The organism is Lacrimispora sphenoides JCM 1415, from assembly GCF_900105615.1.
Classification (GTDB): Bacteria; Bacillota; Clostridia; order Lachnospirales; family Lachnospiraceae; genus Lacrimispora; species Lacrimispora sphenoides.
In genome coordinates, this window is record NZ_LT630003.1 from 980,371 (window position 1) to 1,003,616 (window position 23,246).

At 40.6% G+C, this 23,246-nt stretch carries 23 protein-coding genes, 2 tRNA genes and 1 pseudogene; 15 read left to right on the forward strand and 11 right to left on the reverse strand.

All coding sequences use genetic code 11. The annotated features are described in order from the left end of the window. The first annotated feature begins 90 nt into the window (after positions 1-90). From BMX69_RS04345 to BMX69_RS04365, 5 genes are all read left to right on the forward strand, one after another. A complete protein-coding gene (locus BMX69_RS04345) occupies positions 91-1,584 on the forward strand; it encodes a sensor histidine kinase (RefSeq protein WP_100041660.1) in 1,494 nt (497 codons plus the stop codon). A gap of 65 nt (positions 1,585-1,649) precedes the next feature. Then, a complete protein-coding gene (locus BMX69_RS04350; RefSeq protein WP_025232382.1) occupies positions 1,650-2,354 on the forward strand; it encodes a response regulator in 705 nt (234 codons plus the stop codon). A gap of 166 nt (positions 2,355-2,520) precedes the next feature. Further along, entirely contained in the window at positions 2,521-3,711 is a 1,191-nt protein-coding gene (locus BMX69_RS04355) for a macrolide family glycosyltransferase (RefSeq protein ID WP_100041661.1), read from the forward strand. A 2-nt stretch (positions 3,712-3,713) separates the two neighbouring features. Further along, on the forward strand, positions 3,714-4,253 hold the full coding sequence (locus BMX69_RS04360; protein WP_160117907.1) for a PadR family transcriptional regulator: 540 nt from the start codon (positions 3,714-3,716) through the stop codon (positions 4,251-4,253). Between the two features lie 113 nt (positions 4,254-4,366). Then, positions 4,367-4,585 carry a hypothetical protein gene (locus tag BMX69_RS04365; RefSeq protein WP_025232385.1) on the forward strand — a complete coding sequence of 73 codons (219 nt, stop codon included), beginning with the start codon at positions 4,367-4,369 and terminating at the stop codon, positions 4,583-4,585. A 70-nt stretch (positions 4,586-4,655) separates the two neighbouring features. On the opposite strand, the gene BMX69_RS04370 is transcribed toward BMX69_RS04365, so the two are convergent. Together BMX69_RS04370 and BMX69_RS04375 are read right to left on the reverse strand one after the other, a co-directional pair. Next, the gene (locus BMX69_RS04370) at positions 4,656-5,537 is read right to left on the reverse strand and encodes an EFR1 family ferrodoxin (protein ID WP_100041663.1); all 882 of its coding nucleotides are present in this window, start codon (positions 5,535-5,537) and stop codon (positions 4,656-4,658) included. A 224-nt stretch (positions 5,538-5,761) separates the two neighbouring features. After that, on the reverse strand, positions 5,762-7,123 hold the full coding sequence (locus BMX69_RS04375) for an APC family permease (RefSeq protein WP_100041664.1): 1,362 nt from the start codon (positions 7,121-7,123) through the stop codon (positions 5,762-5,764). 342 nt (positions 7,124-7,465) lie between these two features. Here BMX69_RS04375 and BMX69_RS04380 point away from each other — a divergent pair, with 342 nt between their 5' ends. The 5 genes from BMX69_RS04380 to BMX69_RS04400 all read left to right on the forward strand — a co-directional run bounded on the left by BMX69_RS04380 (position 7,466) and on the right by BMX69_RS04400 (position 13,775). Continuing rightward, entirely contained in the window at positions 7,466-8,386 is a 921-nt protein-coding gene (locus BMX69_RS04380) for an ArsR/SmtB family transcription factor (RefSeq protein WP_100041665.1), read from the forward strand. 346 nt (positions 8,387-8,732) lie between these two features. Beyond that, entirely contained in the window at positions 8,733-10,148 is a 1,416-nt protein-coding gene (locus BMX69_RS04385) for an extracellular solute-binding protein (protein ID WP_100041666.1), read from the forward strand. Positions 10,149-10,223: 75 nt separating this feature from the next. Further along, positions 10,224-11,123, forward strand: coding sequence for a carbohydrate ABC transporter permease (locus BMX69_RS04390; protein ID WP_242941360.1), 900 nt, complete (start codon positions 10,224-10,226; stop codon positions 11,121-11,123). Further along, positions 11,113-11,943, forward strand: coding sequence for a carbohydrate ABC transporter permease (locus tag BMX69_RS04395; RefSeq protein WP_100041667.1), 831 nt, complete (start codon positions 11,113-11,115; stop codon positions 11,941-11,943). Before BMX69_RS04390 ends, BMX69_RS04395 begins: the two co-directional genes overlap by 11 nt. A 32-nt stretch (positions 11,944-11,975) precedes the next feature. Continuing rightward, entirely contained in the window at positions 11,976-13,775 is a 1,800-nt protein-coding gene (locus BMX69_RS04400) for a glycoside hydrolase family 2 protein (protein WP_054789625.1), read from the forward strand. A gap of 118 nt (positions 13,776-13,893) precedes the next feature. Here the strand turns inward: BMX69_RS04400 and BMX69_RS04405 are convergent, their stop codons facing one another. The 6 genes from BMX69_RS04405 to BMX69_RS04430 form a co-directional block, all read right to left on the reverse strand. After that, positions 13,894-14,082: a hypothetical protein gene (locus tag BMX69_RS04405; RefSeq protein ID WP_025232394.1), complete on the reverse strand. Its 189-nt coding sequence runs from the start codon at positions 14,080-14,082 to the stop codon at positions 13,894-13,896. Positions 14,083-14,099: 17 nt separating this feature from the next. Then, positions 14,100-14,285, reverse strand: a complete 186-nt coding sequence (locus BMX69_RS04410; RefSeq protein WP_054789519.1) for an alpha/beta-type small acid-soluble spore protein — start codon at positions 14,283-14,285, stop codon at positions 14,100-14,102. Between the two features lie 117 nt (positions 14,286-14,402). Continuing rightward, a complete protein-coding gene (locus BMX69_RS04415) occupies positions 14,403-14,990 on the reverse strand; it encodes a DUF2238 domain-containing protein (RefSeq protein WP_100041668.1) in 588 nt (195 codons plus the stop codon). Between the two features lie 71 nt (positions 14,991-15,061). Next, positions 15,062-15,391 carry a winged helix-turn-helix domain-containing protein gene (locus tag BMX69_RS04420; RefSeq protein WP_100041669.1) on the reverse strand — a complete coding sequence of 110 codons (330 nt, stop codon included), beginning with the start codon at positions 15,389-15,391 and terminating at the stop codon, positions 15,062-15,064. A 229-nt stretch (positions 15,392-15,620) separates the two neighbouring features. Next, positions 15,621-15,884, reverse strand: coding sequence for a zinc ribbon domain-containing protein (locus tag BMX69_RS04425; protein ID WP_054789626.1), 264 nt, complete (start codon positions 15,882-15,884; stop codon positions 15,621-15,623). A 525-nt stretch (positions 15,885-16,409) separates the two neighbouring features. Beyond that, positions 16,410-18,083 (reverse strand): S8 family peptidase, encoded by a 1,674-nt coding sequence (locus tag BMX69_RS04430; protein ID WP_174715202.1) that lies wholly within the window; start codon positions 18,081-18,083, stop codon positions 16,410-16,412. Positions 18,084-18,440: 357 nt separating this feature from the next. Between BMX69_RS04430 and BMX69_RS25090 the strand changes: the two are divergent. The 5 genes and pseudogenes from BMX69_RS25090 to BMX69_RS04455 all read left to right on the forward strand — a co-directional run. Next, positions 18,441-18,554, forward strand: a pseudogene (locus BMX69_RS25090) (rubredoxin-like domain-containing protein); the annotation flags it as partial. Positions 18,555-19,051: 497 nt separating this feature from the next. Beyond that, entirely contained in the window at positions 19,052-19,576 is a 525-nt protein-coding gene (locus BMX69_RS04440; protein WP_100041670.1) for a GNAT family N-acetyltransferase, read from the forward strand. Between the two features lie 105 nt (positions 19,577-19,681). Next, on the forward strand, positions 19,682-20,272 hold the full coding sequence (locus BMX69_RS04445) for a nitroreductase family protein (protein WP_054789627.1): 591 nt from the start codon (positions 19,682-19,684) through the stop codon (positions 20,270-20,272). A 565-nt stretch (positions 20,273-20,837) separates the two neighbouring features. Further along, entirely contained in the window at positions 20,838-21,059 is a 222-nt protein-coding gene (locus tag BMX69_RS04450) for a hypothetical protein (RefSeq protein WP_054789523.1), read from the forward strand. A 132-nt stretch (positions 21,060-21,191) separates the two neighbouring features. Beyond that, positions 21,192-21,437, forward strand: coding sequence for a hypothetical protein (locus BMX69_RS04455; RefSeq protein WP_054789524.1), 246 nt, complete (start codon positions 21,192-21,194; stop codon positions 21,435-21,437). Positions 21,438-22,156: 719 nt separating this feature from the next. Here the strand turns inward: BMX69_RS04455 and BMX69_RS04465 are convergent. The 3 genes from BMX69_RS04465 to BMX69_RS04475 all read right to left on the reverse strand — a co-directional run bounded on the left by BMX69_RS04465 (position 22,157) and on the right by BMX69_RS04475 (position 23,223). Beyond that, positions 22,157-22,459, reverse strand: a complete 303-nt coding sequence (locus BMX69_RS04465) for a hypothetical protein (RefSeq protein WP_100041673.1) — start codon at positions 22,457-22,459, stop codon at positions 22,157-22,159. Between the two features lie 611 nt (positions 22,460-23,070). Next, a tRNA-Val gene (locus BMX69_RS04470) sits at positions 23,071-23,144 on the reverse strand. A 6-nt stretch (positions 23,145-23,150) separates the two neighbouring features. Next, positions 23,151-23,223 (reverse strand) — tRNA-Ala (locus tag BMX69_RS04475). Positions 23,224-23,246: the final 23 nt, after the last annotated feature.

The window sequence follows — 23,246 nt, forward strand, 5'->3', positions numbered from 1 at the left end:
ATAGCTAAAACAATGGTATACTAGTCGTAAAAGCAATGAGCAATCTTTTCAATTTTTAATAACATATGAAAAAGTGTAGGGTGACTTGAAGTGAATAAGAAAAGGGCTAAAAATATTATTTTCTCTTTCTGCATTCTTTGCTGTACATTACTTATCTGCGAAGTTCTTTACCGTAATAATTTTGGATATCAGAATATAAATATTGTTATGGCTATGGCAATATTTATTATTACAGCTGTTACAGAAGGATATATTTATGGAGTATCATCAGCAGTTATAGGGGTATTTACTTATGATTTTCTCATAACTTCTCCAAGATTTGGTTTTAGTTTTACTGTGAACTTTCCGGTAACTCTTATTGTACTGCTGTTAGTCGTTGTAACAAGCAGCATTATTACAACCAGCATTAAGAAACAGGCGGAACAAGCAAGGCAGAAGTGTCAGCATGCTGAACTGCTATACAGTATTAACCGGAAGCTTCTTTCTACAAGGGATCTTGATACGATTATAAGGTACTCGATGGATTACTTAAAGGATGAGTTAATGCATTCTGTTGCTTTTTTTGAAGATATCATACCTAATGGAAAGCTGACTCCTTACTTCTTATATGAAGAAGATGATGTTGGGATTGAATTTTTTAAGAGAGAGGAAGTATTTGACTTCGTAAGGCTTGCTTTGGATAAGCAGGAGGCTTTGGAGGATAAAGACTATGGCTATTTTATGCCTATCATGACTCAGAACATTACTTATGGAGTATTTGCTTTTTCTTTTAGTGAGAAGGATTTGAATAAGAAGCAAAAGATGTTTCTGGAATTAATTGCGGAGCAAACGGCTCAGGCACTTAGAATGTACCGGCTCATGTCAGAGCAGCAGGAAACTAAGGTAATGATGGAAACGGAAAAAGTAAAGAACAGCTTTTTAAGAAGTATATCTCACGATTTAAGAACCCCGCTTACCGGTATTATAGGTGCCAGCTCTACTTTACTGGAAGAGGGGGATAAAGTTCCTTATGAAGTACGGGCCAAACTGGTAGAAGGGATACAAAATGATTCCCAATGGCTTTTAAATATGATTGAAAACATATTGTCCATTACAAAGATTCAGAATAATGATATGGTGATTGATAAATCCGAAGAAATCGTTGAAGAGGTGATAGAAGGGGCCGTCTTAACTTTTCACAAGCGCTTTCCTAATACTAAAATTACGATTAATCAGCCTGATAATGTGATTTTACTTCCCATGGATATTATGCTGATCTCACAAGTCCTTACTAATATTCTGGAAAATACACAAAGACATGCAGGGGGCCGGAGATCGGATGTGACGTTAGAGGTAAAAGAAGAGGGTAATTTTGTGCGTTTTATCATAACAGATACAGGTCCGGGAATAGATCCAAAGATTCTTCCTATGCTATTTAACTTTACGATTACGCAGGAGAATCCATATAAAGATTCAAGACGAAATTTGGGAATCGGGCTCTCCATTTGTAAAACCATAATCAGAGCCCATGGAGGAGAAATACAAGCAAATAATCGGCCGGAAGGCGGAGCACAATTTGTGTTTACGTTACCGCTTGATGATTAGTAATGATTTTTAAAGATTGTTTGCGCCTGCGGCTCAAAGAATGCAGTTTATAGAAAGGTGTTGTTATGGAAAATAAACACGTTATTATGATAGTAGAGGATGAAGACGCAATCATCGAATTTATTTCTGTAAAATTGGAATTACAAGGCTATAGGGTATTGAAAGCCGTCAATGGGCAAGAAGCCATTTCCTTTGCCTCATCCCATTGCCCGGATTTAATTTTGTTGGATTTGGGACTGCCGGATATGGATGGCATGGAAGTACTTAAGTCGATCAGAAGCTGGAGTATGGTTCCTGTGATTATTATATCGGCAAGGAATGATGAGAAGTGCATTGTTTCTGCTCTTGACAGCGGTGCAGATGACTATATTACAAAGCCTTTCAACAATGCAATTCTTGTGGCAAGAATCGGAACTGCTCTGCGAAGAGGGCATATATCGAAAATAAAGAACAGCATATTAAATCAGCCATTTCAATCGGCGGATTTATATATTGATTATGATAAGAGAATCGTTACGGTAGCCGGAGAAGCGGTACATTTAACCCCTATTGAGTATCGGATTATCGTTCTTCTCTCTTTGAATGCAGGCACTGTATTGACACATGAATTTCTATGCCGTGAACTTTGGGGGCCTTATGTGAACAAAAGTAAAGCCCTTCGGGTAAATGTTGCAAACCTGAGAAGGAAAATTGAAAAAGATACGGCGAATCCTCAATACATCATAACAGAAATGGGAGTGGGATACAGATTGTTAGAAGATATAGGATAGTCGAAAGGGATTTGTAAAAGAACAGAGACGTTGGGTTTGAAAAACCTGATCTCTCTGTTCTTTTAATTAGGGTTAAAAAGGGGAAGATTACTTAATACTCGTGCTTGACATATATATCACTCTGATATAATATAACTATATCAGAGTGATATAAGGAGGCTGGAAAATGAACGTTTTGTTTGTTAATGCAAATTTATACGGTCACATAAACCCGACGCTTGGACTGGTAAAGGGGTTGACCGGGAGAGGAAACGTAGTCAACTATTATTGCTCCGCCCAGTTTTCGGGTAGTGTCATACAGGCCGGAGCGAGGTGGATTGGTTATAGCAGTCGCTTGGAACAGTTTTTAAAGGATTACCGGCCAACGGACAGGCATCCGTTTTTTATGCTTATGGAATACATTTTACAATATGATGAAGTGATGCTTCCGGAAATACTGGAAAATGTGGCTGAAAACCAGTATGACATGATTATTTGCGATTCTATCTTTGGAGGAGCATGTTTTTTAAAACAGATTCTCAAGATACCGGTATTGTGTTCCCACTCTTCCTTTGCCATGAGTAAAGCTCCGGTTCCTGAGGAGATGCTTGCAAAAGGATATCACTCACAATTGGATCATTGCTATCAAATTCTAGAAAGAATATGTGAAAGCTATAATATTGAGAAACCAGAACTGGATCAGGTTTTTACCAGCAAAGGAGATATGAATATTGTATACACTACCAAGGAATTTAACGGAGATAACGGTATGGAGGAGCCGGAATATTTATTTACCGGCCCATCCATTGACAGGTATCAGGAAACGGCAGATATTGATTTTAGGAAAATAGGGGACAGAACGCTTATTTATATTTCTCTTGGGAGTCTTAATACAGATCATATTGATTTTTATAATTTGTGTATTTCTGCATTTCGTGATACTGATTATTTTGTGTGTATGTCCACTGGAAAAAAGTGTGATATTTCTGAATTGATTGAAATACCATCAAATTTTATGGTAAAGAGTTATTTTCCACAGCTGGAGGTATTAAAACGGGCGGAAGTATTTATAACCCATGCAGGTTTTAACAGTGTGAACGAAGCTTTGTATTTTGGAGTGCCGATGCTTGCATTGCCGCAGGTAAATGATCAGCATATGGTGGCAAAACGGCTTGTTTCCATGCACCTGGGCATGGCAGAAAGTATGAAAGAACTGTCATCAGAAATACTTAGAACTAAAACAGAAGCCCTCCTTTTGAACAGGCAAGTGAAAGAATGCTGTATCCAAATCTCTCAAAAGATGAGGGAAGCAGGAGATCTGGAACAGGTTGTGAAGAAGATGGAACGATATGGGATGACATGGAAGGAGAAGGAATAGCCATGGCTTTGAAAAATAAATCCATGTATGCAATATTAGGGATTTTAAGTTTATCACCTGGCACTGGTTATGATATCAAGAAGTACTGCGATACGGTGCTTGCAGGATTTTGGAATGAAAACTTCGGTCATATCTATCCAACGCTGAAAAAATTATTGGAGGATGGATTGATCGATATTGTATCAGGGGAAAAGAATGCCAGGAAAGTGGAGTATCGGATTACTCAAAAAGGAAAGCAGGAGTTTGATGCATGGCTTTTAGAAGAGACCTTACTCCAACCGGTGCGCTCTGAGTTTATGCTTAAATTATTGTTCTCAAGCAGCCGGCCCAAGGAAAGCGTAATCCGGATGCTGAAAGATTATAAAGATATACATGAAAAAAAGCTGGAACAATATCTTCAAATGCAAACGAATTTAGAGAAGGGAATCAAGGAGATAACGAAGGAACGGTCACGTTTTATCAAAGCGGTTCTTAGAAAAGGAATCATATCCTGCGAGGGTACGATTCTTTGGTGTGAAGAAACAATAAAAGATATCTTATGATACAGGACAAAAAGCAGTAAAAAGTTGAAAAAGTAATTACCGGTCATTTCATGATTTAATCTGCATAGTTTCCGGGGAAATACAAAAACTATCGACAGATAGGAGGTATCATTATGGCAAAAGCAGGTATGAGAAGACCGAGTCCTTATGATTCAAACAATCATGGAACGGAGAATCATGAGAAAATGCATCGCCCCAAAAATGAACAGGCCCATGTGCCCGAAATCCAGGGTGCTGCGAAAAATGGAAATGACAAGGCCGGTCCGGTCAATGCTCCAAACTGGGCTAGGGACGATTACAAAACGGGAAATAAGCATGACGGTGATTCATAAAGAGGGTGCCGCTTCGCAGCTGTGAATCAGCTATGAAGCGGCACCTCGCTTATTATATGTTTTCATAAAACTAATTTTTTAAGTAATCGATAACTCCCTGCCAGAGCATACTTCCAGATGGCTGATATTCTGGGTCTAATTGTGTTTTTGCCTTCTCACTCATTTCTGTTAAGTTATAGCCGTCCTTTAAAACAGAAAACTTAAAAATTCCCGGAGAAAGGGCCAGATGCGGACAATCATAGATGCATTTCAAACACCACATGCAATTAGATCCAAACTTTGGGAGGCTGTCATGGATCTTAATGTTATTAGCCGGACATTTTCTTGCACATAGACCACATTGGGTACATTCTTTTGAGGCATGGATAGATAAGCCGAAGATTTTTGCACCAAAGTGCTCTGCTTTGCCTATATATGCAAAAAAATAATCAAGAACCCGGGGCTTTGTAAGGTGTATTTTACCTGATGAAATCTCTGTGATGGCCTGGGTTACTTTTAGCGGAATGACATTAAGCAATTGGAGATTTAACTGGTAATCCGCCTGAGAGGCATAATTAGACGGCATAACAAACATTTTTTCGTAGATTATATGATATCCCTTTTTTGCCAGCAAACGCTTCCCGTGAACGCGGCAGGCGGTATTGGGTGAGGTTTCACCCCCGCCGGAAACTGAGATAACTGCGGCAGGCATATTCTGTACTTTGGGCAGATTCTTTATCCAGTGTTCCACGATAGAAGCCAGCCTGAAGGCGTATACAGGAGAGAAGATGATCAGAAGATCCGGTGCTTTTTCCTCATGATATGTATTGCAGCAAGATATATCAATTACATTTACATGTATTCCCGATTTTATAAACTGGGTTTCAAAGCAGGATACAATGGCTTTTGTGCCTCCTGTTCCAGAGAAATATGCTAAAGTAACAGTCTTAACTTCACGCTTTCTATCATTCATAAAAGTCTCCTTTGATATGAAATCATGTATAACATTATTATTGGTAATTTAGTAGAATCACAGTGTACTCCCTTTGCATGATTTTCCCCTCCAAATATTCATATCATATTTCGATATATTGTATATCTGCAAAGTGAATTTGTAAAGGAAATATTATAAACAGCAAGCCGCTTTTCTTTACAAAAAGCGGCCGCCAGGATATCAGTACTATTTTTATATTTATGTTAAATCTCGTTCGCTGGCTGTTTCGTACTATGCAAAAGCACAGCGCCAAATGCCATAATAATAAAAAACACAATCAGATATGCGATTGCAGCAATTCCGTGGGCAAACCAGGCGGCAGCAATCATAAATATACAGCCTGCAAGGGATATACAGGGCATAAGGAACCTGTTGAAAAAATTAAGCTCTTTCCCTTTTTTCATGAACATAATAAAAATAGGAATGTACAGGGCGTAAATTGTAATAATGGGTAATTCTGAAGAATCAAAGCTGAAGAACCCAAACCAGTTGTCGGTTAAGTTAGCCCCATAAAAATAAAATAACCAGAGGCTGCAAAGAAATAACCCCATAATTGCGGAATTAGCAGGCATATTAGTCGCCGGATCCACCTGGCTGAACACTCTGGGCTTAGGACCAAGGCCTCTTGCAGCGATAGAGTAAATTCCCCGTGTGCAGCCAAGCATCAGCCCGTTTAAAGTCCCCAGGCATGATATGATGACGAATACAAATAATAGGGAACCGCCTGCCGAGGTGAAAACTGTTTGGAATGCCAGTTTGGCACCGGTTTCGCCACCAGCCATCATCACCTCATTTTTAATCGTTCCTGCCAAACCAATATAATACAGGATGTAAACAGACATAGTAATAAAAGTACCTGCAATCAAAGCCAAAGGAAGATTTTTCTTTGCATTTTTTAATTCTGCGTTAATACAGGTTGCAATGATCCAGCCTTCGTAGGCAAAGCTTGCTGCAACAACAGCCGTAAATAACCCGTTGGTAGTACTTTGGGACACGTAGTGGGTGAAATTATACATCGTCATACCGCTTCGAAGTCCTGCAAACGTTCCGGCAACTGCCATTAAGAATAGGGGAATTAGTTTGATAACCGTAGTGCTTACCTGGAATTTTCCTGCCAGAACAGGAGATAAAGCATTCATTGTAAAGCTTGAAACCAGATAAAGGCAGGCTATGGTCATACATTCTCCGCCTGTAATGGAAAAGCCGAAGATTACGCAGGTATACCGGGCGGAGACCCATGCAAGCACAGAGGTAATTGTGGGATAATAAATCGCTGCCATAAACCAGCCCACATAATAAGCATACGTTTTCCCCATTGTTGCTTCTGCGTAATCTACCACACCATTGATAAACTGATATTTGGTAGCCATGACAGAAAACGTGTAAGCGCAGGAAATCATTATGATACCTCCGATCACCCACGCCAGGATGCCCTCCTTTAAATTACCGCCGGTTGCCGTAAGGATCTTTTCCGCCTTAAAAAACACACCGCTTCCGATGACGATGCCTACAACCATTGCAATGGCTGTAAAAAGGCCATATTTCTTTTCTAATTTCGGTTCCATAGTTTAACCAGTCCTATCATTCCATAGGATTCCTTTTTTTATTATTCTTTCATCATCAAAGAAAATAAATGCCATACAACCAGATTTGATAACATGACGGCCCTATTTATTAATGAGGAAACTTTTCTTATTTTATCATAAAATTTAATATAAAACAGCAATATTTTTTCTATTTGAAGTTTATTTTTCGTTAAGATAATAATTTTCCAATAAAGGTAAATATAGGCACAAAAGAATGGCCGGGATTGACAGCGTTACCGGAAATAATGTATGATAAATATCAAATATGGGGGAAGTCTTTTCGCGCCTGAGGCGCAAAAAAGAGTAAAAGGAGAGAGGGTCATGGCAAAAATAAAGGAGTATACTCTGGAAAATATCAAAGAGATCTGTGAGTTTGGTAAGGCGATCTCGTCGCCTGTCCGGCTGGAGATCATAAAGCTGTTATACCAGGACAATTATTCAATCAGCCAGATCGCGGAAGCTCTTGAACTTCCCCAGTCCAGCGCTGCTTTCCATCTGAAGCTTCTTGAGGCGGCGGATTTGATCCGCATGGAAGAACAGCCGGGGAGCCATGGGACCATGAAGGTATGCAGCAGGAAACAGGATTATGCCAATCTTTGCTTTCTGCCCAGAAGCAGCCAGATCAATGAGGTATTAAGCGTCGAAATGCCGGTGGGTGCATTTGTGGACTGCAGTATTTCTCCTACCTGCGGCTTATATACTCATTCTGGAGTGGTGGGAATGGAGGATAAGGTATACAGCTTTTATCTGCCGGAACGAATGGAGGCCGGTCTTTTGTGGACCTCCAAAGGCCATGTGGAATACCGGTTCCCCAATCAGCTTCCTTCAGGAAAACGGCCCGTGCGGCTGTCCTTTTCCATGGAGATATGCTCGGAAGCGCCTGGGTATGCGGAGGACTGGAAGTCCGACATTACCATGTGGATAAACGGTGTGGAATGTGCCACCTGGTGCTGTCCGGGGGATTTCGGATCCAGAAGAGGGAGACTTACTCCCTCCCTATGGCCTAATGGTTCTACCCAATACGGTCTTTTGGTAAAATGGGAGATTAAGGGAGACGGAAGCTATATCAATGGAGAGCGGGCCTCCAAAGTCAGAATCAACGACATCGGGCTGTCAGAGAACGCCTTTATCAGCATGACCATCGGGAATCGTAAGGATGCAAAATATGAGGGCGGCTTTAATCTTTTTGGTAAGACCTTCGGCGATTATGCCCAGGACATTATTATGGAAATCGAATATTGATGATATATGGGGATAGATAAGACAACTGTTTGGAAAATATGCATATTTTCCGGGCGGTTGTTTTTTTGCTGCCTTGTGCATGGGAGAAGAAAACGATGTATTATAACAGGGATTCTATTTTTCTAAATGATAGAAATAAATAATAAAACATTAATACTGTTGTAAATAGATAAAATAAACAAATTATTAAATAAAACAGAGAATAATATATTGACTAACACAACAGAAAGGTGTATTGTTGATTTATTGGAACAGTAATACTGTTGTTAGTCAAGCTTTTATTGGACAAAATACGACAGGCTGTTTTATGGTTTGCGAGGTAACTAAACAAGACAAGGAGGTAATTATGAGAAAGGGCAAAAAATGGATGGCTGCATTAGGTGCAGCGGCACTGGTTATGGCGGCAATGTCAGGATGCGGAAGCAGCGCATCAACGCAGACAACTGCGGGTACCCAGGCGGCACAGGGGACCCAGGAGAGCAAGGAAACTTCCGGTGGAGAAACGTCGGCAGCAGCTGCAGAAGAAACAAAGAATGTTAATGACGACGGAACGGTTAACAATCCGGAGCAGGTGGCAGTGGATGCCAACAAGCTTGTCATGTGGTCTCTGTTCAGCGGCGGTGACGGCGGTTTCATGACCAAGATGATTGAGGAGTATAATGGCACAAACCCGACGAAACAGGTACAGTCCATCATGCTGGTATGGGCGGATTATTATACAAAGCTCCAGACAGCTGTTGCTGCCGGAAAAGGGCCGGATATCGGCATTTCCCACGCATCTTCTCTTCCTCAGCTGGTGGAAGACGGTGTGGTACAGCCGATCACTTCCTATCTTGACGAGCTGGGGATCGATTTAAGCCAGAATTATTCACAGGCCTCCATTGATGCCGTGACCTTTGACGGAGAAATCTATGCGGTACCTTTGGACACCCATGCAGAGATCATGTATTTCAACAAAGAGATATTGGAAAAGGCCGGCGTGACCTTGAATGCGGCAGGAAGCGTTGATATTAAGAGTGCGGATGACTTTTATGCCGTTTGTGATAAGATCAAGGCCGTGATCCCGGAAGATGGCACAACCATTGCTATTACCAATAACGGAGACGATCCGTACCGTCTGTGGTGGGCAACCTATTTCCAGATGGGAGGAACCCCTATCGTCAGCGATGACGGCAAGAAAGTTACCCTTGATAAGGAAAAGGCAGTAAAAGCGGCGGAATTTGTAAAGGGACTGTATGATAAGGGTTATGTTGCCGAAGGCATTGATGACCACCAGAAATTCTTCCAGACCGGAAAAGCGGGAATCTGCATCGGCGGAACCTGGGCGGTAGGCGCTTTTGAGCAAACGGATAACTTAAGCTTTGTACCCATGGCATTCCCCAAGCTTTTTGATACCGATAACTGCTGGGCTGATTCCCATACCTTCATTCTACCTACAAAGAATTCAAGGAATGAAGCCGACAGCAAAGCAGCGGTAGAATTCATGGTAGCAGCCTCCATGAAAGGCGGTGTGACCTGGGCCGGCTCCGGCCAGATCCCGGCATGCAAGGAGGTTCTTGCAAGTGACGCCTATAAGGCACTTCCATACAGAAGCAGCTACATGTCTGAGGTGGAGAAAGCAGTCCTTCCGGCAAAGGTATCTACCTTCAACGGAATGAAGAAAGGGATGATCGACAGCCTGGATACCATCTGGACCGGAAAGGGAGATGCTGCCTCCGGAATTGATGCCCTATATGATGAGCTTGAGTCAAACCTTCCGTAACTTTTAATGAAATAGAGGGGGGAATCGTTCTCCCCTCTTTGTAAAAAGGATTGCATGGTTAGGGAGGACAGTAATTTGAGCAGAAGCAGAAAATTAAGAGATATGGCTACAGGCCTGGGATTGTGCCTTCCTTTTTTGGCCTTATATACGGTTTTTACCATATGGCCGGTGATTCAGGGGCTGTATGTGAGCCTGCATAAGTGGTCTTTAATGGGCAAGGTAAAATTTGTAGGACTGGATAATTATACTAAATTTTTAACGGATCAGAAGTTTGTTGACGCACTGGAACATACGATCATCTTTGTCATCCTTTCCGTACCTTTTCTGGTGATTATGGCTTTGATACTGGCGCTGTTTGCCAACAGGCCGGTGAAAATCAGACGGGGGTTAAGGGTCGCATATTATCTTCCCAGTATTATATCCGTTTCTGTTGCGTCCTTTATTGCAAAATATATGTTTGCACCCTATATGGGTTTTGTAAACGGAGTTCTGCATCTGACCGGAATTTTAGGTCCCGGATCGGAAATCCAGTGGCTTATTGACACAAATCATGCATGGGCGGTAGTAACCATGATGACCGTATGGTGGACCGTGGGATTTTCCATGCTATTATATTTATCGGCTCTGCAGGATATTTCACCGGAGATTTACGAGGCAGCGGAAATCGACGGAGCGGCGAAATGGCAGCAGTTATTTTCCATTGTTCTGCCTTTATTAAAGCCAACCACTTACTTAATCGTCATGCTGCAGATCATTGCCAGCTTCAAGGTGTTCGGCCAGATCCAGTTAATCACGGCAGGGGGGCCGGCAGGAAGTACAAAACCCTTGATTCAATATATTTATGAGACAGGATTTACGAAGAACAATATGGGCTATGCTGCGGCCATGTCCTATGTGCTGTTTGCCATTCTGGTCGTATGTACGCTTATCCAGAAGGCGGTTCAGAGGAAGGGGGAAAAGGAAGATGAAGCGTAAGAAAGTAAAAGCAGGGAGCATTGCGTTGACTCTTTTATCCGCAGGACTGGCCGTCATTTTTCTGGCACCTGTGATCTGGGCCTTTTTCGTATCCCTGCAGTATGAGGGAAAGCAGATCATAAGCGTGGGCAGCTGGTTTACGCCCCCCTATACATTTCGGAATTATCTGGACTTAATCATCGGTTCCGATGTTGCCAAGTGGCTGTTGAATTCTGTGATCGTTGCTGTGCTTGTTACAGTTTTAACAGTCCTGTTTTCCGCCATGGCAGCTTATGCTCTGGCAAAAATTAAATTTATGGGGAGAAATAAGCTGTATATTTACTTTTTGTTAGGACTCATGGTACCGGGGGAAGCGACTATTGTGCCGCTGTTTATTACTGCTAATGGATTAAAGCTGATTGATACATACGCAGGATTGCTTTTTCCATCCGTGGCAGTATCCATGAATCTGATTATCATGGTGACGTTTTTTAAGGGCCTTCCGGATTCCCTCATCGAAGCCGCAAGGATCGACGGAGCCGGAGAAATTATGATTTTTGCCCGGATCATCATGCCCCTATCAAAGACAGTGATTTCTACCATCAGCATTTTCGCATTTATCGGAAGCTGGAATAATTATCTGTGGCCTCTGCTCTGCGCCATGGACAGTAGTAAATTTACATTGCCTGTGGGTATTCCCATTTTTGCCGGAACTTATACCGTGGATTATGTGAAACCGATGACGGCTAATATGATCGCATCCATCCCTGCCATCATCATTTATCTTATATTTGAAAAACAGATCGTGCAGGGAATCACGATGTCCGGCGTTAAGGGATGAGCAGGCTGGAAAGAGGAAAGGAGAATTATTACATGCTATGCTATCAAAAAGACTATCCAAGACCACAGTTTGTCCGTAGGGACTGGATCAATTTAAACGGTGCTTGGGACTTCGATTTTGATGATGACAATAAAGGAGAAGCTAAGTGCTGGTATGAGGGTTTCCATACGGAAAAGGAGATATGCGTACCCTTTACTTATGAAACAAAGAAAAGTAAGATCCATGACGAAGGGGTACACCACTATGTGTGGTATGGCCGCAGATTCCAGGCGGAAAAAGAAAAATTATCAGGAAATAAGCTGTTTCTACATTTCGAGGGAAGTGACTTCCTGACGAAGGTATGGATCAATGGGCAATTGGCCGGTATGCATGAAGGCGGATATTCCCGTTTTTCCTTTGATATCACAAACCTTGTAAAGGATGGAGAAAACCTTGTAGTCGTAAAAGCCGAGGATCATATGGATCCCCAGCAGCCTAGGGGAAAACAGCGTTGGGTTTCTGAAAATTTTGGCTGCTGGTATGTGCAGACGACAGGAATCTGGAAAACTGTATGGATGGAGTATGTACCGGACATCAGCTTAAGCTCGGTAAAAATGACGCCCAATATACAGTCAGGCGGGCTTGAGCTGGAATATACCGTGGACTGTCCAAATCCCCTTGACGGGAGAAGGCTGGAGGTAGAGGCAGCTGTCAGTTTTGGTGGCAGGTTTGTGATAAAGACGCTGACCGGCATAGGGAAAAATCCCACAAAGACTTTCATTGACCTGGAAGCAGCCGAGGCAGATAACCCATGGGGGATATGTACATGGACCCCGGCAGAGCCCCGGCTTTATGATATCTGCTTCCGTACCCTTTATGATGGAGAGGTCTGTGACGAGGTTGGCTCCTATTTTGGAATGCGTGAGATCCGGATCGATGGTCCAAACATTCTTTTAAACGGGGCACCATTATATCAGAGACTGATTCTTGATCAGGGGTATTGGGAAGAAACCCATTTGACACCGCCGGATGAGGAAGCGCTGATCGAAGATATTGATAAAATTCATGCGCTGGGGTACAACGGTTTGAGGAAGCATCAGAAGATAGAGGATGAAAGGTTTCTTTACTGGTGTGACGTTAAAGGGATGCTGGTCTGGAGTGAGGCACCTGCCGCTTATGTTTATTCCGACCGCGCAGTGGAACTGTTTGCGAGGGAATGGCTTGATATTGTAAAACAGAATTATAATCATCCGTCCATTATTACATGGACTCCGTTAAATGAATCCTGGGGGATTCCCCGGGTCGAGACGAACAGGAGTGAGCAGCATTTTACCGAAGGGATTTATCACTTGACAAAAAGCATCGACAAATATCGTCCGGTAATTGTAAATGATGGCTGGGAGCATACGGTTTCCGATATCATCACCCTGCATGACTACGAGGAGAAGGGGGAGGTGCTCAAGAAGCGTTATACAGAATACAAGGATGAGATTTTGGCGGCAGAGGTTTACCACTCCACATCTAAATCAGCTTTTGCCAATGGCTTTTCTTACAAGGGCCAGCCGGTGATGATCAGTGAGTTTGGCGGCATCGCGTTTGACAACGACAAAGAGGGCTGGGGGTATGGGAACAAGGTCAATACAAAAGAGGAGTTTTTAAATAGGTTTGAGAGTATTACGACTGCCATTAAGGAGATCCCCTATGTATGCGGCTATTGCTACACCCAGGTTACGGATGTGCAGCAGGAAGTCAATGGATTAATGGATATCAGGAGAAACTTTAAAGTGGATCCTGAGAAGATAAAGGAAATTAATGAGAAGAGAGTGGCATATTGGAGAGATGAACTCCGGTAGTTTACACCTCTTGTCATAATCTGTTATTTATTATTGCTATTTATAAAAAACAGTCACTCCTGTAAGGGTATTTGTCCATTACAAGAGTGACTGCTGTTTTTTTGGAGATTTGCTTCTTTTATTTTGATGCTACGATAGATTGTACATACGAAAGCATTTCTTCTCTGGATTGTACCGTTTGAGTATGATCGATGATTTGCTGCTGCGCCTGGGTGGGTAAGGAGAAAAAATAATCCATTGCTTTATATTCTTCCAGCGCCAAACCAAGGCCTACCGGCAATTCTGCACCGCTTGTATAATTTCCCATCTTTAAACCTCTTTGCATTAAGATCTTTCTATTATCTGTTTTTCCTGCTCTTCAATCATCTTTTTAACCATATAACCATATTGATAAGATGTCATTTTGCTATAATCATTGCTTTTTATAGGGAAGCCGGTTTCTTCGGCGATTTCATACTTAAACCGGTCAAGAGCCTCCCTTGCTTCCGGAATTACATTTCTGTTTGGCATATAGAATCACCTCAATTCGTTTTATATGTATTATGAGGTTTTTTAGAAAAAATATTCAGAAGCATAATATAACCTCCCTTCCCGGCAGACACTGCCTGAAAGGGAGGTACAGAAAATTTAAATAAAAAACCACCAGACAAGAATGGAAAGACCAGCACCTGCTATGCAGCAGATCGCATCATTCATCGTATCCACAAGACCGGCAGGCTGAAGTGCTTTTTCAGATACATGGTTATTCGAAGTATGGAACTTTTGCCAGCGCTGCGCATTCCCATGAGTGATACAGTCGCTTATATATTCAAGCACTTCCCAAATCACATGAAGTGTTACGGAAAAAGTAAATCCAAACAACAGGATCACCAATTTCATAATGCCGGAACCTGTACCGGCAAATGCAATTCCAAAGCCCGCAAAACCTACGCCGGACAGGAAATGGATCGCCCGGTCCCACCATTTATATTTATCATAAAAGCGGTATGAGCTGCCCAGGTATAATGCCATGAATATGATGGTAAAATACACGAGGATGCTAAAGCCGTCAATTCTTATTTTAAATACGGCATTTAGAAGTTCCGGTAAGAAGGACAATGCAAATACTAAGATAACGGATTTCATTAACTTAAATTCCCGTTTGAAAACATGATAAACTGCCAACGCAAATAAAGCGCACCGAAAAATAATCTCGCAGAGATTCAAAAGTTTCATATGATCACCTCACGAGTTGAGTATGCGCAGCGGCTGAAAAATTATACGTTTTGGTATATCAGGCCCATCTTTTAAAAACGGAATTCCTGTTCAATCAGATTTTCCGCATAATCTTCCACGGCTTTCTCAATCCTTCGATACGTTTCAAGGACTTCTTTGCCTTTTTCGGTTAAACGTGTTCCTCCCCGATCATTTCCGCCCTTTTCGGAAATAACAACAGGAAATCCCAGTTCTTCTTCCAGAGTCCGAATCATTCGAATGGCTTTTGGATAGGAAATTCCTGTTTGTTCCGTTGCTTTTTTAATGGATTTACACAGTTCAATGGCATCTAACATTTCTTTTACGCCTTTGCCAATAAAAATTTTATCTTTTCCGATTCTTATTCTTGTAACTACGCGCATGATTTATCACCTCAGATTTACTATACAGAGATTTTGGATTTGTGGCAAGTGGATTATGAATGAAAGAAAAATTTTGTAGGCTAGATTACTTATGGCAATCGGTCTCATAGAATTCTGATGAGATATTGAAAAAAACTGCTGACTGTCATTGAAGACTAAATCAGCAGTTTTTTGATGCGCAGCCTAATTAGGAAAATGATAACTTACAGGGATCACTTACCTTTTCAGTTTATGATTTCTTCCAACGTTTAAGAGTTGGCAGTACAGCTGTTATATCTTTTCTTGCTTCTTCCTCGCCTATGGATCTCCCTAAGACAGGTACAAGCATCTCAGTCATTTCTTCCATCGTTAGATCAGGCTCAATAAATTTTCCGTCTTTATAACAATTCGTGCAATAAATACTTCTGCTTCCGTCAGGCTCTGTTGCAATGAAATGAGAGTGTTCTTTGTTAAAAGGTAAACCACAGCTTTGACACATTGTCACTTCCGCCATATTTATCATTCCTTTCGTAGAGTAACTCATCAATCGTCCGCTTATATTGTCAATACAAGCTAACTTTATTATAAAGGAGTGCCATGTAGATTGTCAACGGCAATGCCTGATTCCTTTTATGGGATTTATTCTGATAGCAAGTTGTTAAGATAGTGTTAAGATTATCATATCTCTATTCCTTTTATTGGTAATTTTCACTAAAATAGAGGCAGAAGAGGAGGGGTGATATATGAATGCCGTTATTATTTTATTGGTTGTTGTTTATGCAATCATAGGTGGGTTGACCACTCTGTATTTGTTTCTTAGTATGCCTGCTGTTATTATATGGAAGTTTTACAGGAAGATTAAATATAACATATCCTTAATGGATTAAGCGACGCATTGTATCCAAATCTTAAAGGGTGTCCCTGAACTATGGTTTTCATAGGAGGGGGCACCCTTATGCGTATCAAACTGCCGGATCTTGCCTGATGGTTTATTTCGTGATCCGGAATACAGAGACTTATGCCGGCCCTGGCAGACAGATTATACATTGGTAAGCCTGCGAAACAAATTGTTTACATCCAACTGGCCATATCCCCATATGTTGTTTGGAAAAACATTAGCCCCTTCCCGCCGGGCCCCTCTTATAATCAGCCGGTTGATATCGTATCCGGTCATGGAAGTATAATTTCCCCTGGAAATGCCCCATTCCAGGATCATGGCAATAGCGCCGGCCGTATGTGCGGCTGCAGCCCCTGTTCCGGTAATGGATCCATACTGATTCCTGGGGAGGGCACAGGGAAGCTCGTAGCCAGGGGCGGCGATATCTGGTTTGACCTGCCCGCTTCTTGTATAGCCTCTGCTTGATTCTAAGAGTATGCTGTCATTAAACTGGTTATAGGCAGTAACCGTCAGCTGATGGAGGCCATTGCCGGGAGACGTTATAGTGGTATCCGGATTCGGGTTAAGAAAAAAGGTTTCATTTGAAAGAAGATCTCCGGAAGGCAGCCAGGAGTGAAAGGATATGGGCTCATTATCAATGCTTTGAATCCGGATGCTCCAGACTCCGGGAAGGGCATCCCTAAAACGCAGTAATATGAGCTGATCCCCGGTTTCCTCTTCAAATATAAAATTATTCACCCAGAGCACACTTGGGGTAAAAATGAAGTTAAACATTCTGCAGGATCCAATGGTGGGATAAATCAGCTGAGTGGATTCCCGGTTTGGCGTGGAAATATCAACGGCGAACCGTCCAAGAGCGTAAGGCCATATTTCCATGGAAAACATTTTATCCCTTTCTCCTACGCGTAATTCAAAGTCATTGTAAAAGGGCGGCTCTTTTGTGTTGTTAAAGTAATGCCTGCGGTTGTTTCCTTCATTCCCTGCTGAAACAGAAAGGCCGATACCGGGAAGTCTTCCCAGGTAGTTTAGGTAATTACTGAGCGCGCCGCTGCCGTCATGCCCGCCGCTGCTGCTGCCAAGGGCGATGCATATAACCACAGGACGGCTTACACTTTGCGCAAAGGAAATCAAGTAGCGTATTCCAAGTATGATATCGGATTCCTGGAAGCACACGGTGTCATTCGGTACAAAAAAGATTTCCTTTAGATTTTGTTTTGCGTCTTTCAGCTTTACAACCACAAGTTCGGATTCTGGAACAATGCCGGAAAAGGTACCTTCGGCATTTGGTTTGCCGGCGATTACGCTGGCAATTGATGTGCCATGGCCGTTGGTGTCGACGGAAGGTACAATGGATAAGGGGTTATCTGATTTCAGGGCCAGATTGATGATTTCCTTTCTATATTCAGTACCAAATGTGAAACCCTCAGGAATAGGACCGTTCTGTATGGATTGGTCCCAGATGGAAAGGATTCTGGTGGTGCCATCATTATAAAGAAAGGCCTGATGCTGGTAATCAATCCCGGTATCTATAACTCCAACGATGATTCCCTGCCCAAACAGGCCTAAAAAAGGATTTCTCTGAACCGTGCCGATTCCTGATTTTTCAATGCTGATAGTGGAAGTCGGCACATAGAGAGTCGGAAAGCTGTGATAAGGATAAACACCCAGGTTGCAGGGATCTGAGTTTGTCTTAAGAACATGAGCTAAAGAGTGCCTGAAATTCAGCGTAGTAATGTTGTTCCCGGTATCATACATGGGGATTGAAACATTGTTAATCATAAGGTCATAGTAGTTATTGTCCAGAACTTTTTCCAAATTTCAGCCTCCAGGTCTGATTCAAAAGGAGCATTTGTTTTATATTATGCAGCAGGAGTGCTATTATGAGCAGCATAGAGGTTTGTTTTATCCTGGATCTGATAAAGATTTTGACAATGTGCTTGTCTAACCTGCCGATTGCCGGCGGCAGAATTATTCCGGTATTCCATAAATGGCAGAACCCTTGCAGATACAAAGGAAGGGGCTGAAAAAGGGGACCGGTTGGACAGAGGAATTAGCAAAAATTATAAAATAAAATGATAAAATATCTATAATAGATTGACAAATATAGCAAAGCAGGTAATATAATATTCATTAGGTATTAAAATTATCTTTTAACTAAGGAGGCATATTATTATGAAGTTATTTAGATGTACAGTTTGTGGCTATGTTTATGAAGGGGAGACTGCACCGGAAAAATGTCCAAAGTGTAAAATGGGTGCTGAGAAATTTGAAGAGCTTAGTGAAGAAGATGCGGAGAAAATATATCGTTCTGACCGTACCAATGCCATTCATATGGAAATCATCACGTTAGCAGAAAAAATCATCGCATTAAGCAAGGAAGGAATTGAGGATAATTTAGATCCTAAATGTGTATCCGCTTTCACCCAGGCAAAGGATGAAGCATGGGTAATTAAACAGAGATCAAAAACAGAACTTGCAGGACATATGAAATTGGGTAAATACTAATTGCGATAAAAGTGCTTCGGCAAGAAATATTTTAATGTTCATGAAAAGCAAAAACACCGGGAATTCTTGTAATTACAAGGAAATCCGGTGTTTTTTGCTTTTTTAGGGAACCGGGAATCGATGGGGCACTGCCGTTGCCTGAAGTAATACTTTTGCAGTCATGGTTTAATGTTATCTAAATTTTAAACTATTTGTTGATAGTTCGCGGTTTTTTAGATAAAATCATACTGTAGCAAGAGTTTGAATTACTTATTAATTCTTTAATGGGAGGTGCAGGTATGGTTTATTACTTAGATGAAGAGGTTCTGATAAGAACAATGATTGAAACAGACCCTAAAGTTATTTGTAAGGAAGAAATAGCTCAAGGATGGCAGGCAAATGAAGAGAAGTATTTGAAGAGGTTAGCGGATAATGCTGCTGGTAAATCCATTGCCCTTGTTGCGGAATACAAAGGTAACGTTGCTGGATATATCAATGTATATATCAATGCTTTATGGGGCTCTTTTGCAAACATGGGCTATTGTGAAATTGTTGATTTTGGTGTATTAGAAAAATACCGTTGCTATGGAATAGGTTCTAAACTTATGGACGCTGCTGAAAAAATTGCTTCAGAATATTCGGATACCGTTTATCTTGGTGTAGGCTTACATAGCGGATATGGCAGTGCTCAAAGAATGTACCATAAGCGTGGTTACATACCCGATGGAAAAGGTGTATGGTATAAAGATAAAATAGCAGAACCGCATAAAACTTATTGCAACGATGATGACTTAAATCTATATTTCAGCAAAAAATTAAGATAGCCATTATGAGCGTTATTCGAAGGCTGCTGAAAGAAAATTGATGGTTAGGAAAGATTATGATACACTGTAAAGCGGATTTCACAGTTGAGTTAGGAGAATTAAATGATAAAATCGATATCGAATAGGCGCAGCATTCGAAAGTTTAAAGAAACAGCAATACCAAAAGAAATGGTTGAAGAGATTTTAAATGCAGGAAGACTTGCTCCGTCGTCAAAGAATAGACAACCCTGGAAATTTACTGTTGTTAGCGGTCGATCAAAAAATGAAATGCTTTTGTTAATGAAACAAGGTCTATTACGAGAGAGAGAAGGCGTATCCCTGCTTCCTAACAGCAAGCAACATTTGGCGGCGGCTGAATATACTCTGGAAATTATGAAACAAGCTCCGATAACAGTATTTGTAACCAATCCTCTGGGTATTGAATTATCGGATAGCCTTAATGAGGAAGATAGAATTTATGAAATCTGCAATGCTCAATCCATAGGTGCCGCTATGGAAAACATGACACTTACAGCTACAGAATTAGGTTTGGGAAGTTTATGGATTTGCGATATTTACTTTGCCTATGAGGAATTGAGCAGGTGGTTAGGTACAGAAGGTACTCTGGTCGCAGCTATGTCATTTGGACATCCAGATGAATGCCCCAGGCCGCGGCCGCGTAAAAGAATGGAAGATATAGCCGAGTGGAGAATGTAAATATAATTTTATAAAAAGATATCGAAGATAGTCACAGGACATGTCGAAGATTTATATCTTAATGGTGTAATGGTTTTAATGACTACGACATAATAATCCATAGTGATTTGTTCATACTGTGCCTCCTTTTTGAAAACGCCTGTCGGAATTTGTACGATGGGCGTTTTCTTGATTAACTTATTATATAGAAAATGACACTTATCCACAATGTTGTGGAAATAATTGTGGATTAACTGTTAATGTCTGAAAATACGACATAAAACTGCAAGTTATTACAGGGTTTCAGTCATTATTATACAAAGATCGGAAGGTGAGGTAGGTGGAAAACAATGAAAATCTAATAAAAAGGATCCTCTCCGAATATGCCCATGGGATTATAAAGCTTACTTTTATATTACATGAAAAACAAAAGCACCGGATAGCCTCGTATTGGCAAAACCGTTTTCTTGCAATGTCCATACAGGTGATATATAATTGTAGTATCAATATTAGGAGATTTTGGAGGTTTCATTGATATTATTTAACTGATCTAGGGACTTGAACAAAGAGCAGCGAGGAGACTAGGGTGAATAAGAGACAACTAAAGAAAAATATAAAAAAGGATAAATTAAATTCAGGTAAGAATGATTTACCAGTAAGTACATTTTACCAAGTAAGTGGAAAACGTGATGAAAGTGGTATTCTAAATTGTTTTGAAGTAAGAATGGTTCCGATGTTTGGACTTAAAAGGTTTTACGGAGGAGCAGATGTGAAAAATAAAGGCTGTGATAGCGTTTCTTTGTACTAGAAAGTCAATAACCAGGTCGAATAGTTGATTGATAAAATGGGCTTTATCATTCATAATCCGTTTCATCAGAAAACATTTGTCGAATTCTTAGCATTGGGTTTGCTGAGATGAAAAAAATTATAGGAGGAACATATGGTGAATAAGAATTTGATATTGGCACTTTTTGGAGCGATATTCATTATCGGCATAGCAATACTGATTGGTAGTACTGAGCTGGGTGTTAATAATATGTCAGGCTTTATGCGAATGAATGGTGGCAGCATGGATACAAATATATATTTGATCTACTTGGAACAGTCAATTATAAAATTTAGATTTTTAGGTTCAATATTATCAATACTTGGTGGTTTGGGGTTAATAAAAATTATATTACCTTAAACTGCAGAATTAGAAATTAAATACCGTAGGTCCGCCTGATCGGAGCCGTTACATCAGTGGTATTAATCTAAGTTATCAAAATTGCTATATAGTAGATGAGCAGGCGAATTACCGATTTCTTTTAAGAAAGTAATATAGTAAAAACGATTTTGTTATGGTATTATAATATTGTTGCAGATATGAAATTACTTAATATGGAGGTTCCGAATAGATGGCTCTTTTAAGTGTTGTGAATTTAATCATCTTACTCTTAGTCATTGCTGGTATAGGAGTGGGCATATATGTGTTATATCTGGTAATAAAAGCATTAAAAATATACATTAAAAAGAATTCATGATATATCAATAAGAGTATTAGCTAACCACATTTAGCTGGTACTTTTATTATTTACCCAAGGAATAGGAAAGCGCCCGATCGCTGTTTATAAAACTAAATATACATGTTAACCGGAGCCTACTGGCTCTTATTTTTATGCTCGTAAGGCAGGAAGGAGCATTTGTGAACAATTAATCAGATCTTTGGCTTGGTTACGGCAGGTGTAGACATTGGGGATAATGAAGGACCATTTTTTCAAATAGGATGGAGCACTGCAATATTCATGATCGATAGAATAAATGACGCAAAAGGCGGGCATCTTTCCATGCCCGCCTTACAAGGAACCACTCTATTATCTTTTATAATACTGAATAAACCATTTGCGTTGCTTTATAAGTAAATTACTACAAATAATAATTAATAGTAAATGATAAAAAACCTAGAATAGCAAATAAACTGATTTTTAGAAGCTGTTTCGTTTTGTTTTCTTCAGTATAATATTTTTTTACCCAAATAAGAATGGAAACATAATATAAAACAAAAAAAATTGCAATAGCCAGTGAGCCACATAATATCCTAAATTGAATTTCTTGGCTTAAGTCACTTCTCCAATCTGCAAACCGAAAACACTGAAAAATAAATATCTCAAAGATGCATGGCGGAACAATACCAATTGGAGAAAGAATAAGTGTATCTTTTTTATTCATATTAAAAACCTCATTTCTATGATTTATTGATTATCCGCCAACAGACTGGTGATATTCTGTTCATGTTTCCAGCTTATAAGCTGTTAAGGCGGCGCAAACGGTGTAAATAAAAGTGGCAATTTCTAAAGCAGTTCCTCCTGGTAGTCCTAAGCACTAATTATTAGATCAGCAGCAGTACTGGCACCACTTATGATAATCTGTTAAACAGCGTTATTTGTAATTGTGCTTTTGATGATCGTTCATATTAACAGTATACTATAAGATGTCTCTGATAAAATATAGTTGCAATTTTCGTAGTTCTTTTTTCCCTAAGCGTAAACTATATTTATTAACAACAAAATCTGATTATTCACTTTATTACCTAAATTGTTATTCATTTAATAGATGTGAGGAAGCAACTGTATAAGATTGCAAAGCTGTTTGCGTTAAATAAGCAGGTATCCGACATTCCGGGCCGCCACTTTTATGAGTGAATTATATCATTTTCGTGTAATATCGTGTTGTATTTATGAGTAGTTGCATGCCTTATACAGCAAGTTACTGTAAATTCAAGTATTCAAAAACCCTAGTATTTGCAAGGAATTCTTGCATTTACTAGGGTTTAAAAATAGTGGAAGTAATGGGGTTCGAACCCATGACCTTTCGCGTGTGAGGCGAACGCTCATCCCAGCTGAGCTATACTTCCGTCACATGGAGATAGCGAGACTCGAACTCGTGACCTATGCGTTGCGAACGCATCGCTCTCCCAGCTGAGCTATATCCCCATGTCTAAATTATAGCACGAAGA